Raw genomic sequence first — 14415 nt, 5'->3', positions numbered from 1 at the left:
CGGCCCGGGGACCCGTCGGCCGATGGCGGGTTTCCGGGACGGCCCGGCGGATTATCGGAAGCGCGACACCCGGTGGCATCGCCACGATCGAAGGGTGTCGACGAAACGGACCACCACCACCGCACACCGCGGGCCCATCGCGCTGATGTCCCTGGGACACGCCTGCGTGGACATCTACCAGGGAGCGGTGGCCGCGCTGGTGCCGTTCCTCGTCTCGGAACGGGCCTACGGCTACGCCGCCGCCTCCGGCGTCGTACTGGCCGCCTCGCTGCTGTCGTCCGTCGTACAGCCGCTGTTCGGGGCGCTCACCGACCGGTGGGCCATGCCGTGGCTGCTGCCGGTGAGCACGCTGGTGGGTGGCGCGGGGGTGGCGCTGAGCGGGGTCACCGGCTCCTACCCGGCGACCCTGGCGGTGGTCGCCGTCTCCGGGATCGGCGTGGCCGCGTACCACCCCGAGTCCGCGCGGGTGGCCCGGCTCGCCAGCCGGGGCAGCCACACCGCGATGAGCTGGTTCTCCCTCGGCGGCAACATCGGCTTCGCCGCCGCGCCGCTCGCGGTCGCCGCCGTGATCGCCACCGGCGGTCTGCGCGCCTCCCCGCTGCTGGCCCTCCCCGCCGTCGCCGGAGCCGCCCTCTGCGCGGCCGCGCTACGGGCGCTCAGGGCCCCGGGCGCGGTGGCCGGGCCCGCGCGGGCGAGCCGCGGGGGAGAGGGGCGGGACGACTGGCCTTCCTTCCTCCGGCTGTCCGGCGCCATCATGTGCCGCTCGATCGTCTTCGTCGGGCTGAGCGCGTTCATCTCCCTGTATGTGCGCGAGCGCGCGGGCGGCGGCGAACTGGCCGGTACCGTCGCACTGTTCGTGCTCTACGCCGGCGGCGCGGTGGGCACGGTGGCCGGCGGAAGGCTCGCCGCCCGCCACGGCCGCGTCCCGGTCGTCCGGTGGTCGTACGCCCTGACCGTCCTCGCCGTCGCGGGCGTCGTCCTCGTCCCCGGCCCGGCGCTCTACCTCTGCGTGGCCCTCGCCTCGGCCGGGCTCTACGTCCCGTTCTCCCTCCACGTCACCCTCGGCCAGGACTACCTGCCCCGCCGCGTGGGCACCGCCAGCGGGGTCACCCTGGGCCTGACCGTCAGCGTCGGCGGCCTGGCCAGCCCCCTCATCGGCGCCCTGGCCGACGCCACCACCCTCCAAACCGCCCTGTCCCCCCTGATAGCCCTCCCCGCCCTCGGCTGCCTCCTCCTCCGCCCCCTGCGCGAACCCGCCCTCCCGGAAGCCATCACCCAACACCGCCACCCGGCGGACGCTCCCGAACGGGCGTAAGGGCGGAACGCGGCCCGCGTTGGCACCCTCGGCCAGTTTTTGTCAGAACCGTTGACGAACCCCTGGGGCCGCCCTAATTTCATCGCGTCGTACTTCGTATGTCATATATGAGACGCGATATGTGAGATCTGAGAGCATCCATGGACATCGCCCCGAGCCCGATCCCCTCCCGCACCCAGTACGTGCTGGAGGCGGTCAAGCACGCGATTCTCACCGGCGGGCTGCGGCCCGGGCAGGCGTTGGTGGAGGCCGAGCTGGCCGCGCAGTTCGGGGTGTCCAAGACGCCGGTGCGGGAGGCGCTCAAGACGCTCGCGGGGCGGGGGCTCGTGGTGATGAGCGAGTACAAGGGGGCCACGGTCAGGACCGTGGACACCGCGATGGCGCACGCCGTCTACGACGTGCGGCTGCTCCTGGAGCCCGAGGCGCTGCGCCGGACCGTGGCGGCGCGGGCCGGGCTGGAGGCCGCCGGAGCCGCGCTGGAGCGGTCGGACGCGGCCGCCGATCCGGCCGGGCGGTCACTCGCCAACCGCGACTTCCACCGGGCGCTCTATCTGCCCTGCGGCAATCCCCTGCTGACCGGGATGCTCGACGAACTGCGCGACCAGGCCGCGCTGGTGTCCGCCATCGCCTGGCAGGCGGTGCCCTCCTGGGAGCAGGAGGCCCGAGAGCACCGGGAGATCCTCGCCCGCGCGCTCGACGGCGACGCCGACGGCGCGGCCCGCGCACTGCACGAGCACATCGCCTCCTTCGTCCGGCGCGCCTTCCCGGACGGGGAGTAGCCCCCGGCGCCCCGGCCGCCGACCCCAGCACGCAGCACTCAGCATCCAGCACGCAGCATCCAGCACTCAGCACCCAGCACGCAGCGCGCAGCACCATCCGAACAGCTCGTCCCGATGCCGTACATCGAGAGAAAGGGTTCGTATGGACTACTCACCGCTGAGGACGGCGCTCGCGGACGTCGTGGCGATCCCGGTGACCCCGTACGACGCCGAGGGTGCCGTGGACCGCGCCGCCTACCGGGCCCTGCTCCGCCGGCTCCTCGACGGCGGGGTCAAGGCCGTCACCCCGAACGGCAACACCGGGGAGTTCTACGCCCTCACCCTCGAAGAGCGGCGGCTGGTCACCGAGCTGACCGTCGAGGAGGCCGCCGGGCGGGCCGCCGTGCTCGTCGGGGTCGGCCATGACGCGGCCACCGCGGTCGAGGCCGCCCGCCATGCCCGCGCCGCCGGGGCCGACATGGTGATGGTCCACCAGCCGGTGCATCCGTACGTCGCCCAGGACGGCTGGATCGACTACCACCGCACCATCGCCGAGGCCGTCCCCGACCTGGGCGTGGTGCCGTATCTGCGCAATCCGCTCATCGAGGGCGCGGCGATCGCCCGGCTCGGCGAGGCGTGCCCCAATGTCATCGGGGTCAAGTACGCGGTCCACGACGCCACCCGCTTCGCCGCCGTGGCGCGCGACGCGGGTCTTGACCGGTTCGTCTGGGTGGCCGGGCTCGCCGAGCTGTACGCGCCCTCGTACTGGGCGGTCGGCGCCACCGGCTTCACCTCGGGCCTGGCCAACGTCGCCCCCAACGTCTCGCTCAACATGCTGGGCGCGCTGCGCGCGGGGGACTATCCGGGCGCGATGAAGGTGTGGGAGCAGATCCGGCGGTTCGAGGACCTCAGGGCCGAGCGGCAGTCCGCCAACAACGTCACGGTGGTCAAGGAAGCGCTGGCCGCGATGGGTCTGTGCCGGCGCGACGTCCGCGCCCCGAGCAAGCCGCTGCCCGAGCCGAGGCGCGCGGAAGTCGCCGCGATCGTCGAGGGGTGGTCGGTGTGAGTACGGGACGGCGACCGCGCAAGGGCCCCGACGAGCTGCGCAGCCACCAGTGGTACGGCACCGACGGCCTGCGCTCCTTCAGCCACCGGGCCCGCACCCGCCAGCTCGGCTATCTCCCCGAGGAGCACCTGGGCAAGCCGGTCATCGCGATCCTCAACACCTGGAGCGACATCAACCCCTGCCATGTGCACCTGCGCGACCGCGCCCAGGCGGTCAAGCGCGGGGTCTGGCAGGCGGGCGGCTTCCCGCTGGAGTTCCCGGTCTCCACGCTCTCCGAGACCTTCCAGAAGCCAACCCCCATGCTCTACCGCAACCTCCTCGCCATGGAGACCGAGGAGCTGCTCCGCTCGTACCCGGTCGACGGCGCCGTGCTGCTGGGCGGCTGCGACAAGTCCACCCCGGCGCTGCTGATGGGCGCGGCCAGCGCCGACCTCCCGGCGGTCTTCGTCCCGGCCGGGCCGATGCTGCCCGGCCACTGGCGCGACGAGGTGCTGGGTTCGGGCACCGACATGTGGAAGTACTGGGACGACAAGCGGGCCGGGCTGATCGGCGACTGCGAGATCTCCGAGCTGGAGCGGGGGCTGGCCCGTTCGCCCGGCCACTGCATGACGATGGGCACCGCCTCCACGCTGACGGCCGCCGCCGAGGCGCTGGGCGTGACCGTGCCCGGCGCCTCGTCCATCCCGGCCGTGGACTCCGGGCACGACCGGATGGCCGCCGCCTCCGGATTACGCGTGGTCGAGCTGGTCCAGCAGGACCTCAGGCTCTCGGAGCTCCTCACCCGGGAGGCGTACGAGGACGCGGTCGCGACCGTGCTCGCGCTCGGCGGCTCCACCAACGCGGTGATCCATCTGATCGCGATGGCGGGCCGGTCCGGGGTGCGGCTCACCCTCGACGACTTCGACCGGATCGCCCGTACCGTCCCCGTGCTGGCCGATCTGCGGCCCGGCGGCCGGTACTTGATGGAGGACTTCCACTTCGCGGGCGGGCTCCCGGGCTTCCTCTCCCGGCTGACGGACGTCCTCCACCTGGACCGCCCCACCGTCGCCCACTCCACACTGCGCGAACAGCTCGACGGCGCCCTGGTGCACAACCCCGAGGTGATCCGTCCTCGCGACCGCCCGCTGGCCGAGGAGGGCGGAGTGGCGGTGCTGCGCGGCAATCTGTGCCCCGACGGCGCCGTCATCAAGCACATCGCGGCCGAGCCCCGGTTGCTGAAGCACACCGGCCCGGCCGTGGTCTTCGACGACTACCGGACGATGCAGGCCACCATCAACGACCCCGGTCTCGGCATCACCGAGGACAGCGTGCTGGTGCTGCGCAACGCGGGTCCGCTGGGCGGCCCCGGAATGCCCGAGTACGGGATGCTGCCGATCCCCGACCATCTGCTGAAGCAGGGGGTGCGGGACATGGTGCGGATCTCCGACGCCCGGATGAGTGGCACCAGTTACGGGGCCTGTGTGCTGCACATCGCGCCCGAGTCGTATGTCGGCGGCCCGCTCGCCCTCGTCCGCGACGGCGATCCGATCACCCTCGACGTCGCGGCGCGGGTGCTGCGGCTCGAGGTGGACGACGCCGAGCTGGAACGGCGCCGGGCGCGTTGGACGGCCCCGCCGCCCCGTTACGAGCGCGGCTACGGCGCGCTCTACCAGGAGCAGATGACCCAGGCCGACACCGGCTGCGACTTCCGGTTCCTGGCCCGCCCGGGGGCGGTGCCCGAACCCTACGCGGGCTGAGCGAATTTTTTTGCACGAGATACCGAACGACATTCGGTAAGCGCTTCACCAGACCCCGCACCCCTGAGAACGGAGAAGCAGTCATGGCCCACGCCGTGGCGAAACCACCCCGGGTCACCCGGCGCCGTAGGGGAGGACCGGCCCGTACGGGAGGACCGGCCCGCCGCCTCCCGTATCTGCTGATCGCCCCCGCCGGGCTGCTGATGCTGGGCTTCATCGCCTATCCGATGCTCAGCGTCCTCTACTACAGCCTGCGGAACTACAACGTCACCAAGCCCTGGCGGAACGGCTACGCGGGCCTGGACAACTTCACCCGGATCCTCACCGACGACCCGCAGTTCTGGGACACGCTCGTCTTCAGCGGCAAATGGGTCGTCACCGAGGTGCTGTCGCAACTCCTGCTCGGCCTCGCGCTCGCCCTGCTGGTGAACCAGACCTTCCTCGGTCGCGGCCTCGCCCGCGCCCTGGTCTTCTCGCCCTGGGCCGTGTCCGGCGTGCTGACCACCACCATCTGGATGCTGCTCTACAACCCCTCGACCGGCATCAGCCGCTATCTCGCGGACGCGGGCATCGGCACCTACGGCACCTCGGTGCTCTCGGACACCGGGACCGTCTTCTGGGCCGCCGTCGTCGCCGAACTCTGGCGCGGCGTCCCGTTCTTCGCGATCCTGCTCCTCGCCGACCTCCAGTCCATCCCCAGGGAGCTCTACGAGGCGGCCTCGGTCGACGGCGCGGGCCGGGCGCGGCGGTTCCGCCACATCACCCTGCCGCATCTGAAGGACGCGATCATCCTCTCCACGCTGCTGCGCGGCGTCTGGGAGTTCAACAACGTCGATCTGCTCTACACCCTCACCGGCGGCGGACCGGCCGGGCAGACCACCACCCTTCCGCTGTACGTCGCCAACACCGGGATCAACGGCCATGACTTCGGCTACGCCTCCGCGCTGACCACCGTCGCCTTCGTGATCCTCCTCTTCTGCTCGATCCTCTATCTGCGCCTGAGCAAGTTCGGAGGCGAGGCCAAGTGACCGCCGCACTCGCCGAGCAGGGCACCCTGCCCGCCGCCGCGGCCGCCCCGCCGCCCACCGCCCGCGGAAGGCGCCGGCGCGGATCCGACCGGGGCGTACCGCGCTGGCAGATCTATCTGCCGCTGGGCCTGTACCTGCTGTTCACCCTCGTCCCCTTCTACTGGATGCTGCTGTTCGCGCTGCGCCCCGCGGGCTCGAACGCGCTGGTGCCCTGGCCGGTCACCGGTGCGCACTTCCAGAAGGTGTGGAACGAGCGCAGCTTCGGGATCTTCTTCCAGAACAGCATGATCGTCGGCGTTGCCTCACTGGTGATGACGACGGCGGTCGCGCTGGCCGGGGGCTATGCCCTCGCCCGCTTCGAGTTCCGGATCAAAAAGGGCTTCATGCTGGCGCTGCTGGCGTCGCAGTTCATCCCGGGCGCGCTGATGCTGGTGCCGCTCTTCGAGATCTTCAAGAACCTTCAGATGATCAACTCGCTGGGGAGCGTGGTCATCGCGGAGACGGTCTTCCAACTGCCCCTGTCGATCATCCTCATCAGCGGCTTCATCAAGAACGTGCCGGTGTCACTGGAAGAACAGGCATGGGTGGACGGCTGCGGCCGCTTCCGGGCCTTCTGCGCGGTGGTACTGCCGCTGCTGCGCCCCGGGCTGATCGCGGTCGGCTCCTTCGCCTTCGTGCACAGCTGGAACCACTTCCTGTTCGCGCTGATGTTCCTCAGCTCCCAGGACAAACAGACCATCCCGGTCGGCCTGAACACCCTCATCGGAGCGGACAGCGTCGACCTGGGCGCGCTCGCGGCGGGCGGGGTGATCGCCGCGGTGCCCGTGGTCATCGTCTTCGCCTTCATCCAGAAGTGGCTGATCACCGGCTTCAGCGCGGGGGCGGTCAAGGGCTGACCGCTCCGGTCGACGGAACAACGGACGAGGAGGTCCGAGCATGGGCACGGCCCCGGAACCGAAGGAACCGATACCGGTCGTCCTGGCGGGCGCCCGCGGGCATGGGCGCTGGCATCTGGACAACATCCGCCGGCTGACCGCCGAGGGAAAGGTCCGCCTCGCCGGGGTGTGCGACATGGCGCCGCTCACCCGGGAGGAGCTGGGCGACGGACTCGGCGAGCCCGAGCAGTCCGCCGACCTCGCCGCGCTCGTGACCCGCACCGGCGCCCGGATCGCCGTCATCTGCACCCCGATCCACACCCACGCCGACCTCGCCCTCGCCGCCGCCGAACGCGGTGCGCACCTTCTGCTGGAGAAGCCGCCCACACCCTCGTACGCCGAATTCACCCGGTTGAGCGAAGGGTTACGCCGATACGGAACCGTCTGCCAGATCGGCTTCCAGTCGCTCGGCTCCCACGCCCTGCCCGCCATCCGGAAACTCGTCGCCGACGGCCGCATAGGGGCGATCCGCGGCATCGGCGCGGCCGGGGCATGGGCCCGCGACGAGGACTACTACACCCGCGCCCGGTGGGCCGGACACCGCACCCTCGACGGCCGTGACGTCGTGGACGGCGTCCTCACCAACCCCCTCGCCCACGCGGTGGCCACCGCCCTGCACCTCGCCGACGCCGACCGGGCCGAGAACGTGGCCGGTATCGAGCTGGAGCTGTACCGGGCCAATGCCATCGAGGCCGACGACACCTCCTGCGTACGGATCCGCACCGGCCACGGCACCACCGTGGCCGCTGCCGTCACCCTGTGCGCGGAGGAGCCCGGTGAGCCCTACGTGGTCGTTCACGGCGACCGGGGCCGGATCACCTTCTGGTACAAGCTGGACCGGATCCGTGTCGAACGCGACGGGGCGCCGCCCGAGACCACCGGCCACGCGCGCACCGATCTGCTGGACAACCTCGTCGCGCGGCTGCGCGACGGCACCGAACTGCTCGTTCCCCCGGATCGCACCGGCGCGTTCATGCGCGTCGTCGAGGCGGTCCGCACCGCCCCCGCCCCGGTCCCGCTGCCCGCCGACGCCTGGCGCACCGAGCCCGGTGCGGGCGTCACCGCGCGAGCGGCCGAGCGGCGCGTGGTGACCGGCATCGACCGACTGGTCACCGCCGGCGCCGAGCGCCTCGCCCTGTACTCCGAACTGCGCGCCCCCTGGGCCGCTCCCCCCACGGAGGTCCCGCACCCATGACACCCCTGACCCCCTCCAACCCTCTGACCCCCACCACCCCCCTGACTCCTTCCCTCACCCGCCGTCCCCCGTGCACGCTGCTGCGCCATGAACACCGGGTCGTCGGGACCTATGTGCACCGCCCCGAACTGCCGGGCACGGTCGCGCCGCGCCCGTATCTGCACCCCGTGCGCACCCTCGGCGGCGTCACCGTCACCGGGCTGCGGCCCGCCGAGGACCCGGCCCACCTCGGGGTGTCCATGGCCATCCCGGAGGCGGCCGGATGGAACCAGCGTCACCTCAGCTGGCTGCTGCGCGATCCCGACGGATTCGTGGAAGAGCTGTCGTGGACGGCCGGTGGGCGGCAACTGCTGCTGGAGCGGCGCACGGTGGCCGTGCGGTCCCTCGGAACGGAGTGCTGGGCACTGGACTTCACCTCCGCCCTCACCAATGTGACGGGCGAGGAGATCGCCCTGGGCGGGGCGGGTCACGCGGGCGGCGGTTTCTTCTGGCGCGTCCCCCGGCGCCCCGAGCCCGCGCACGTCTTCAGTGCCGACGGCGAGGGCGAGGCGGCGGTGCACGGACGCCCCGCGGACTGGCTGGCGCTGGCCACCGACGACTGGACGCTGGTCTTCGTCGGCGCGACCGGCGACACCCGGGCCGACCCGTGGTGGGTCCGCACCGGCGACCACCCGGGCGTCGGCTCGGCCCTCACCTGGCAGCGCCCCCTGCCCATAGCCCCCGCCGACACGGTCACCCGCCGCATCGTCACCGCGATAGCCGACGCACGCCTGCCCCACCCGGAAGCAGCCCGCCTGGCGAGCCACCTCTCAGACAAGGGCGCGGCGGTATGAACACCGGTTGTGGGCAATCGTTCCTCCCCCAGCTACCGCTGGGAGGTGCCCCCTGGCGGAACGGGTGGGCACAACCGACCCGCACATGGCCACGGGCCCCAGCCACAACGGCGCGACCCCAAGCGACCACCACCCGCAAGCAAACCCACAAGGAGACGACACCGTGCAACCAACGCGCCGTAGAGCAATGCGCACCGCAACCGCCCTGGCCGCAACCCTCACCCTCGCCCTGACAGCCACCGCCTGCGGAGACGACGGCTCGCCATCCGGCAAGGAAGGCTCCGGAAAAGGCACCATCACCTTCTGGGACAACAACGGCGGCCCCCGCACCAAGATCTGGAAGCAGATCATCGCCAAGTTCGAGGACAAGAACCCCGACATCACGGTCAAGTACGTCCCGATCCCGATCGCCAACGTGCAGTCGAAGTACGACACCGCCATCCAGAGCGGCGGCGACAGCCTGCCCGACGTCGGCGGCGTGGGCACCGCGTATCTGGCCAACCTCGTCGCCCAGGGCGCCCTCGACCCCGTGACCGACCGCATCGGCGACAGCGCCCTCAAGGGCAAGCTGATCAAGAACATGGTCGAGAGCGTCCGCGCGGCCGGAGGTGACGACAAGGAGCTGTACTCCGTCCCGACCTCCGCCAACCAGGGCACCCTCTGGTACCGCACCGACCTCTTCAAGGCGGCGAAGCTGTCCGCGCCCGACAGCTGGGAGAACTTCTACAAGGCCGCCGACGAGCTGACCGACAAGGGCGGTAACAAGTTCGGTTTCACCCTGCGCGGCGGCGCGGGCTCGATCGCCCAGGCGCTGGACATGATGTACGCCCAGTCCGGCATCTCGTCCTTCTGGGACGGCGGGGACGGCGGGGACGGCGGGGACGGCGACAAGACCACCCTCAACGACCCGAAGAACGTCGCTGCGCTCGAGAAGTACATCGCCCTCTTCAGGAAGGTCACTCCCGCCGCGGACCTCAACAACGACTTCGCCAAGATGGTCGCGCAGTTCGACCAGGGCGATATCGGGATGCTCCAGCACAACCTCGGCAGCTATGTGGACCACGTGCGGCTGCTCGGCAAGGACAAGATCGCGGGCGTACCGCTGCCGCCGTCCCGGCAGGGCGCGGCGCGCACCATCGTCTCCAACCCGGTCGACGGCCTCGGGCTGTTCAAGGCGAGCAAGAACAAGGCGGCGGCCTGGAAGTTCATCGAGTTCGCGGCCTCCCCGGAGATGAACAGCCTCTGGAACGAGGACGTCGGCGCCATCCCCGCCAACGTCGGCGCCGCGGACGACGACTGGATCGCGAAGGCCCCGCCGACCAAGGCCGCGCTGGAGTCGCTCAACGATCCGCGGACCAAGGTCGTCCAGCTGCCGTACTACCTCCCGGACTGGAACAACATCAGCAAGGCCGACAACGAGCCCAGCTTCCAGAAGGTGCTGCTCGGCCGGATGACCGCCAAGGCGTTCTGCGACAAGGTCGCCAAGGAGCTCAACGCGGCACAGGCGGACTGGAAGAAGCACCAGAGCTAGCTTTCTATGAACCCCGTGTATACCTGCGATGTATAGTGCTCGGAGTTTGTGCTGCCAACTTTACGCATTTGGGCGGACGTTGGCGGCATGGCGACCACTATTGACCACAAGAGGACTTCGGGGGCATCAATGGGGCGAAAAGGTCGAATATCCGGGCTGGGTGTCAGTCTCGTCGGTGCCGTCTGCCTGACGCTGGGCCTCAGCGGCTGCGGTGCGTCGTACGACACCACCTCGCCGCGCAGCGCCCGGGAGCACGCGGCGTCGGACGCCGACCGCTCGACACCGGCCGCCTCCAAGCCGGATGTGCTCAAGAAGGGCGACGGAGCGAACGGCAAGGGCGGGGCGAGCGACAAGAACGGGGCGAGCGACAAGGACGGCGCGAACGACTCCGTCGACTGCGCCGTCGCCAAGTGCGTCGCCCTCACCTTCGACGCGGGCCCCAGCGGCAACACCCCCCGGCTGCTGAAGATCCTCAAGCGCGAGAAGGCCCACGCGACCTTCTTCATGCTCGGCAAGAAGCACATCGAGAAACACCCCGACCTGGTGCGCCGTATCGCCGACGAGGGGCATGAACTGGCCAACCACACCTGGTCGCACAAGATCCTGACCAAGACCGACTCCGACGAGGTCCGTACGGAGATCACCCGCGTCCAGACCGCCGTCAAGAAGCTCACCGGCCGTACGCCGCTGCTGATGCGCCCGCCGCAGGGGCGTACGGACGAGCGGGTCTCCAAGATCTGCCGTGAGCTGGGTGTGGCGCAGGTGCTGTGGAGCGTGACGGCGAAGGACTACCAGACGAACGACTCCGCGCTGATCGAGAAGCGGGTGCTGGACCAGACGAAGCGCGACGGGATCATCCTGCTGCACGACATCTACAAGGGCACGGTGCCGGCCGTGCCGGGGATACTGGCGAAGTTGAAGAAGGAGGGCTACACGGTGGTGACGGTCTCCCAGCTGATGGCCCCGGCCGTCCCGGAACCGGGCAAGGTCTATCGCCCATGAGGCAACAGACCGACACGACCTCCGTCGCGTTCGAACATCCTCGGCCACAAAATGATCAAGTGTTGTCGCAAGCTATCGCGATGCGATCGGGATTTCGTAATCTAAGAATCCTCGGGGGCCCGGCAACCTAATCTGGACTGGCGGCAACTACGACATGGAGCGGGCCGGTCCGGATCCTCCGGCCCGTTCTCTCGACGCGGAACAGGAGTTGCCATGAGGCTGAGACGCAAACGGGGCCGTCACCGCCGACGCAAGGATCGCACGCTGCCGTTGGGCAGCGCCGTGATCGTGGCGTCTGCCGTGGCCGGGGTGTATCTGACGGCTTCGCCGGAGGGCGCGAGCGCCGTGCCCACCACCCTGTATGTGGCCACCAACGGCAGCGACGGCAACACCGGCACCCTCAAGTCCCCCTACCGAAGCCTGGAGAAGGCGTTCTCCACCGCCAAGGCGGGCACCACCATCGAGGTCCGCGGCGGCACGTACTACCCCTCCAGGACCCTGCGCAGCTCCACCAGCGGCACCCCCCGCGAGCGCGTCCGACTGCGGTCCTACCGGGCGGAGAAGGTCCGGCTCGACGGCTCCCGGCTGGGCCAGGGCTCCTCCCTGGTCTCCCTCACCGCCGACTACTGGACGGTCTCGGGGCTCGAACTGCGGAACGCCCCGGGCGGCGGCCTGGTCTGCACCTCCTGCGCGCGCAACGTCTTCCAGGACCTGAGCACCCACGGCAACGGCGACACCGGACTCACCCTCCGCGGCGACGACACCAACGGCAACCTCATCCGGAACCTCGACTCCTACGCCAACCACGACGACGCCACCGGCGGCCAGCGAGCCGACGGCATAGCCATCACCCACGGCTCCGGCACCGGCAACGTGGTCACCGGATCCCGGCTGTTCCACAACAGCGACGACGGCCTCGACCTGTGGATGTGGGCGAGCCCCGTCACCATCGAGCACTCCTGGGCCTTCGGGAACGGCCAGAACCGCTGGCACATTCCCTACTTCAAGGGCGACGGCAGCGGCTTCCAGCTCGGCGCCGACCGCCGGGGCGCGCCCTCGCCCGCCCATGTCGTACGGTCCTCCGCCGCCTGGGCCAACACCAAGAGCGGCTTCGACGCGGGCGGCAACACCGGGACCCTCCGGCTCCAGCGCACCACCTCCTTCGACAACTGGGGCAAGGGTTACGCCGTCGCCGGCTCCCGCGCCCAGCTGACCCGCAACCTCGCGCTCTCCAACGGCCGCGGCAGCGCCGACACCGGCCTCCTCGCCGTCTCGCGGGAGAACAACTGGGCGCCGGGCGGCCGGACCACCCCGCCGCTGGTCACCACCGACCCCTCCACGGCCTTCGGCCCCCGGCGGCCGAACGGCTCACTGCCGCTCACCGGCTTCCTCGTGGTCATGGACCGCACCGAGATCGGTTCGCCGATGAACTGAAACCCCGGGAAAACCTGCATCGCGCTCCTGGCGGGCACAATCCCCTGATCCGGCACGTCGCCGACCCGCCCGCCGTCCCCCGAGGAGCGTGACCATGGCGAGACAGACCACGGACAAGGCCCCGGCTCCACCACTGCCCGGACTACCCCTGCTCGACCGCTACTTCCGGATATCCGAGCGGGGCTCCACCCTCGGCCGGGAGGTCCGGGGCGGGTTCGCCACCTTCTTCACGATGGCGTACATCCTCGTCCTGAACCCGATCATCCTGGGCGGGGCGAAGGACAAGTTCGGTGAGCAGCTCTCCGGCACCCAACTCGCCACCGCCACCGCCCTGGTGGCCGCCGTGATGACGGTTTTGATGGGCATCGGCGGCAATCTTCCGCTCGCCCTCGCCGCGGGCCTCGGGCTCAACGCGGTCGTCGCCTTCCAGATCGCCCCGCAGATGAGCTGGGCCGACGCCATGGGCCTGGTGGTCCTGGAGGGCCTGATCATCTGCGCGCTGGTGGTGACCGGGCTGCGCGAGGCGGTGATGCACGCCATCCCGCAGCCGCTGAAGCAGGCCATCAGCGTGGGGATCGGGCTGTTCATCGCCTTCATCGGCTTCATCGACGCCGGGTTCGTCTCCCGTATCCCGGGCCCCACCGGCTCCACCCCCGTGCAGCTCGGCGCGGACGGGCGGCTCACCGGCTGGCCGGTGGTGGTCTTCTGCGTGGGGGTGCTGCTGACCATCGCGCTGATGGCGCGCAGGGCCAAGGGCGCCCTGCTGATCAGCATCGTCGTCTCGACCGTGCTCGCGATCGTCATCAACGAGATCGCCGACATCCGGCCGGAGGCATGGGGGCTGACCGTGCCCACCCTCCCCGACAGCGTCGTCGACACCCCGGACTTCGGGCTGCTCGGCTCCTTCAGCCTCTTCGGGGCGTTCCAGCAGGTCGGTGTGGTCACCATCGTCCTGCTGATCTTCACCCTCATCCTGTCCGACTTCTTCGACACCATGGGCACGGTCGTCGGGGTGAGCAACGAGGCCGGGCTGCTGGACGCCGAGGGCAGGGTGCCGGGGCTGGGGCGGGTGCTGCTCATCGACGGTGCGGCGGCCGCACTCGGCGGCGCCGCGTCCGCCTCGTCCAACACCAGCTACATCGAGTCCGCGGCCGGGGTCGGCGAGGGCGCGCGGACCGGGTTCGCCAGCGTGGTCACCGGAGCGCTGTTCGGGCTCGCGCTCTTCCTGACCCCGCTGGCCACCGTGGTGCCCGCCCAGGCCGCCGCCCCGGCGCTGATCGCGGTCGGCTTCCTGCTGATGAGTCAGGTGCGGTCCATCGACTGGGAGCGGATCGACATCGCCGTCCCGGCGTTCCTCACCATCGCGCTGATGCCGTTCAGCTACTCCATCTCCAACGGGATCGGCGCCGGGTTCATCTCGTACGTCGTGATCAAGACGGTGCTGGGCAAGGCGCGGGAGGTGCACTGGCTGCTGTGGGGGACGGCCGCGCTGTTCGTGGTCTACTTCGCGATCGACCCCCTGGAGCAGCTGCTCACCTGAGCCGGGACGCCTCCGACGTGGAACCCGTCCCGGGAGCCGCCC

At 70.6% G+C, this 14415-nt stretch carries 12 protein-coding genes; all 12 read left to right on the top strand.

Going from position 1 to position 14415, the window contains the following annotated elements; translation table 11 throughout:
• The first annotated feature begins 145 nt into the window (after positions 1-145).
• The 12 genes from ABD329_RS28310 (at position 146) to ABD329_RS28255 (ending at position 14373) form a co-directional block, all read left to right on the top strand.
• A complete protein-coding gene (locus ABD329_RS28310; RefSeq protein ID WP_344317114.1) occupies positions 146-1315 on the top strand; it encodes an MFS transporter in 1170 nt (389 codons plus the stop codon).
• Between the two features lie 140 nt (positions 1316-1455).
• Complete coding sequence (locus ABD329_RS28305) at positions 1456-2094, top strand: GntR family transcriptional regulator (protein WP_344317108.1); 639 nt, start codon at positions 1456-1458, stop codon at positions 2092-2094.
• Positions 2095-2236: 142 nt separating this feature from the next.
• A complete protein-coding gene (locus ABD329_RS28300) occupies positions 2237-3139 on the top strand; it encodes a dihydrodipicolinate synthase family protein (protein ID WP_344317107.1) in 903 nt (300 codons plus the stop codon).
• The gene (gene araD, locus ABD329_RS28295; RefSeq protein WP_344317105.1) at positions 3136-4875 is read left to right on the top strand and encodes an L-arabinonate dehydratase; all 1740 of its coding nucleotides are present in this window, start codon (positions 3136-3138) and stop codon (positions 4873-4875) included. Before ABD329_RS28300 ends, araD begins: the two co-directional genes overlap by 4 nt.
• An 83-nt stretch (positions 4876-4958) precedes the next feature.
• Positions 4959-5903 carry a carbohydrate ABC transporter permease gene (locus tag ABD329_RS28290; protein ID WP_344317104.1) on the top strand — a complete coding sequence of 315 codons (945 nt, stop codon included), beginning with the start codon at positions 4959-4961 and terminating at the stop codon, positions 5901-5903.
• On the top strand, positions 5900-6799 hold the full coding sequence (locus ABD329_RS28285; protein ID WP_344317102.1) for a carbohydrate ABC transporter permease: 900 nt from the start codon (positions 5900-5902) through the stop codon (positions 6797-6799). Before ABD329_RS28290 ends, ABD329_RS28285 begins: the two co-directional genes overlap by 4 nt.
• Before the next feature lie 40 nt (positions 6800-6839).
• Positions 6840-8033: a Gfo/Idh/MocA family protein gene (locus ABD329_RS28280; protein ID WP_344317101.1), complete on the top strand. Its 1194-nt coding sequence runs from the start codon at positions 6840-6842 to the stop codon at positions 8031-8033.
• Entirely contained in the window at positions 8030-8866 is an 837-nt protein-coding gene (locus tag ABD329_RS28275; RefSeq protein ID WP_344317100.1) for a DUF6807 family protein, read from the top strand. Before ABD329_RS28280 ends, ABD329_RS28275 begins: the two co-directional genes overlap by 4 nt.
• A 187-nt stretch (positions 8867-9053) precedes the next feature.
• Entirely contained in the window at positions 9054-10397 is a 1344-nt protein-coding gene (locus ABD329_RS28270) for an ABC transporter substrate-binding protein (RefSeq protein ID WP_198281033.1), read from the top strand.
• A 129-nt stretch (positions 10398-10526) separates the two neighbouring features.
• On the top strand, positions 10527-11399 hold the full coding sequence (locus tag ABD329_RS28265; RefSeq protein ID WP_198281034.1) for a polysaccharide deacetylase family protein: 873 nt from the start codon (positions 10527-10529) through the stop codon (positions 11397-11399).
• A gap of 213 nt (positions 11400-11612) precedes the next feature.
• Entirely contained in the window at positions 11613-12833 is a 1221-nt protein-coding gene (locus ABD329_RS28260) for a right-handed parallel beta-helix repeat-containing protein (protein WP_198281032.1), read from the top strand.
• 94 nt (positions 12834-12927) lie between these two features.
• On the top strand, positions 12928-14373 hold the full coding sequence (locus ABD329_RS28255; protein WP_344317099.1) for an NCS2 family permease: 1446 nt from the start codon (positions 12928-12930) through the stop codon (positions 14371-14373).
• Positions 14374-14415 lie beyond the last annotated feature (42 nt).

Origin of the sequence: Streptomyces javensis (assembly GCF_039525925.1) — a bacterium.
Classification (GTDB): Bacteria; Actinomycetota; Actinomycetes; order Streptomycetales; family Streptomycetaceae; genus Streptomyces; species Streptomyces asiaticus.
This window is presented reverse-complemented; position numbering and strand designations above follow the sequence as displayed.

What these genes read in the sequence shown, in the direction of transcription:
- ABD329_RS28310 (WP_344317114.1), top strand. Translation starts at nt 146, where the DNA reads ATGTCCCTGGGACACGCCTGCGTGGACATCTACCAGGGAGCGGTGGCC.
- ABD329_RS28305 (WP_344317108.1), top strand. Translation starts at nt 1,456, where the DNA reads ATGGACATCGCCCCGAGCCCGATCCCCTCCCGCACCCAGTACGTGCTG.
- ABD329_RS28300 (WP_344317107.1), top strand. Translation starts at nt 2,237, where the DNA reads ATGGACTACTCACCGCTGAGGACGGCGCTCGCGGACGTCGTGGCGATC.
- ABD329_RS28290 (WP_344317104.1), top strand. Translation starts at nt 4,959, where the DNA reads ATGGCCCACGCCGTGGCGAAACCACCCCGGGTCACCCGGCGCCGTAGG.
- ABD329_RS28280 (WP_344317101.1), top strand. Translation starts at nt 6,840, where the DNA reads ATGGGCACGGCCCCGGAACCGAAGGAACCGATACCGGTCGTCCTGGCG.
- ABD329_RS28275 (WP_344317100.1), top strand. Translation starts at nt 8,030, where the DNA reads ATGACACCCCTGACCCCCTCCAACCCTCTGACCCCCACCACCCCCCTG.
- ABD329_RS28270 (WP_198281033.1), top strand. Translation starts at nt 9,054, where the DNA reads ATGCGCACCGCAACCGCCCTGGCCGCAACCCTCACCCTCGCCCTGACA.
- ABD329_RS28265 (WP_198281034.1), top strand. Translation starts at nt 10,527, where the DNA reads ATGGGGCGAAAAGGTCGAATATCCGGGCTGGGTGTCAGTCTCGTCGGT.
- ABD329_RS28260 (WP_198281032.1), top strand. Translation starts at nt 11,613, where the DNA reads ATGAGGCTGAGACGCAAACGGGGCCGTCACCGCCGACGCAAGGATCGC.
- ABD329_RS28255 (WP_344317099.1), top strand. Translation starts at nt 12,928, where the DNA reads ATGGCGAGACAGACCACGGACAAGGCCCCGGCTCCACCACTGCCCGGA.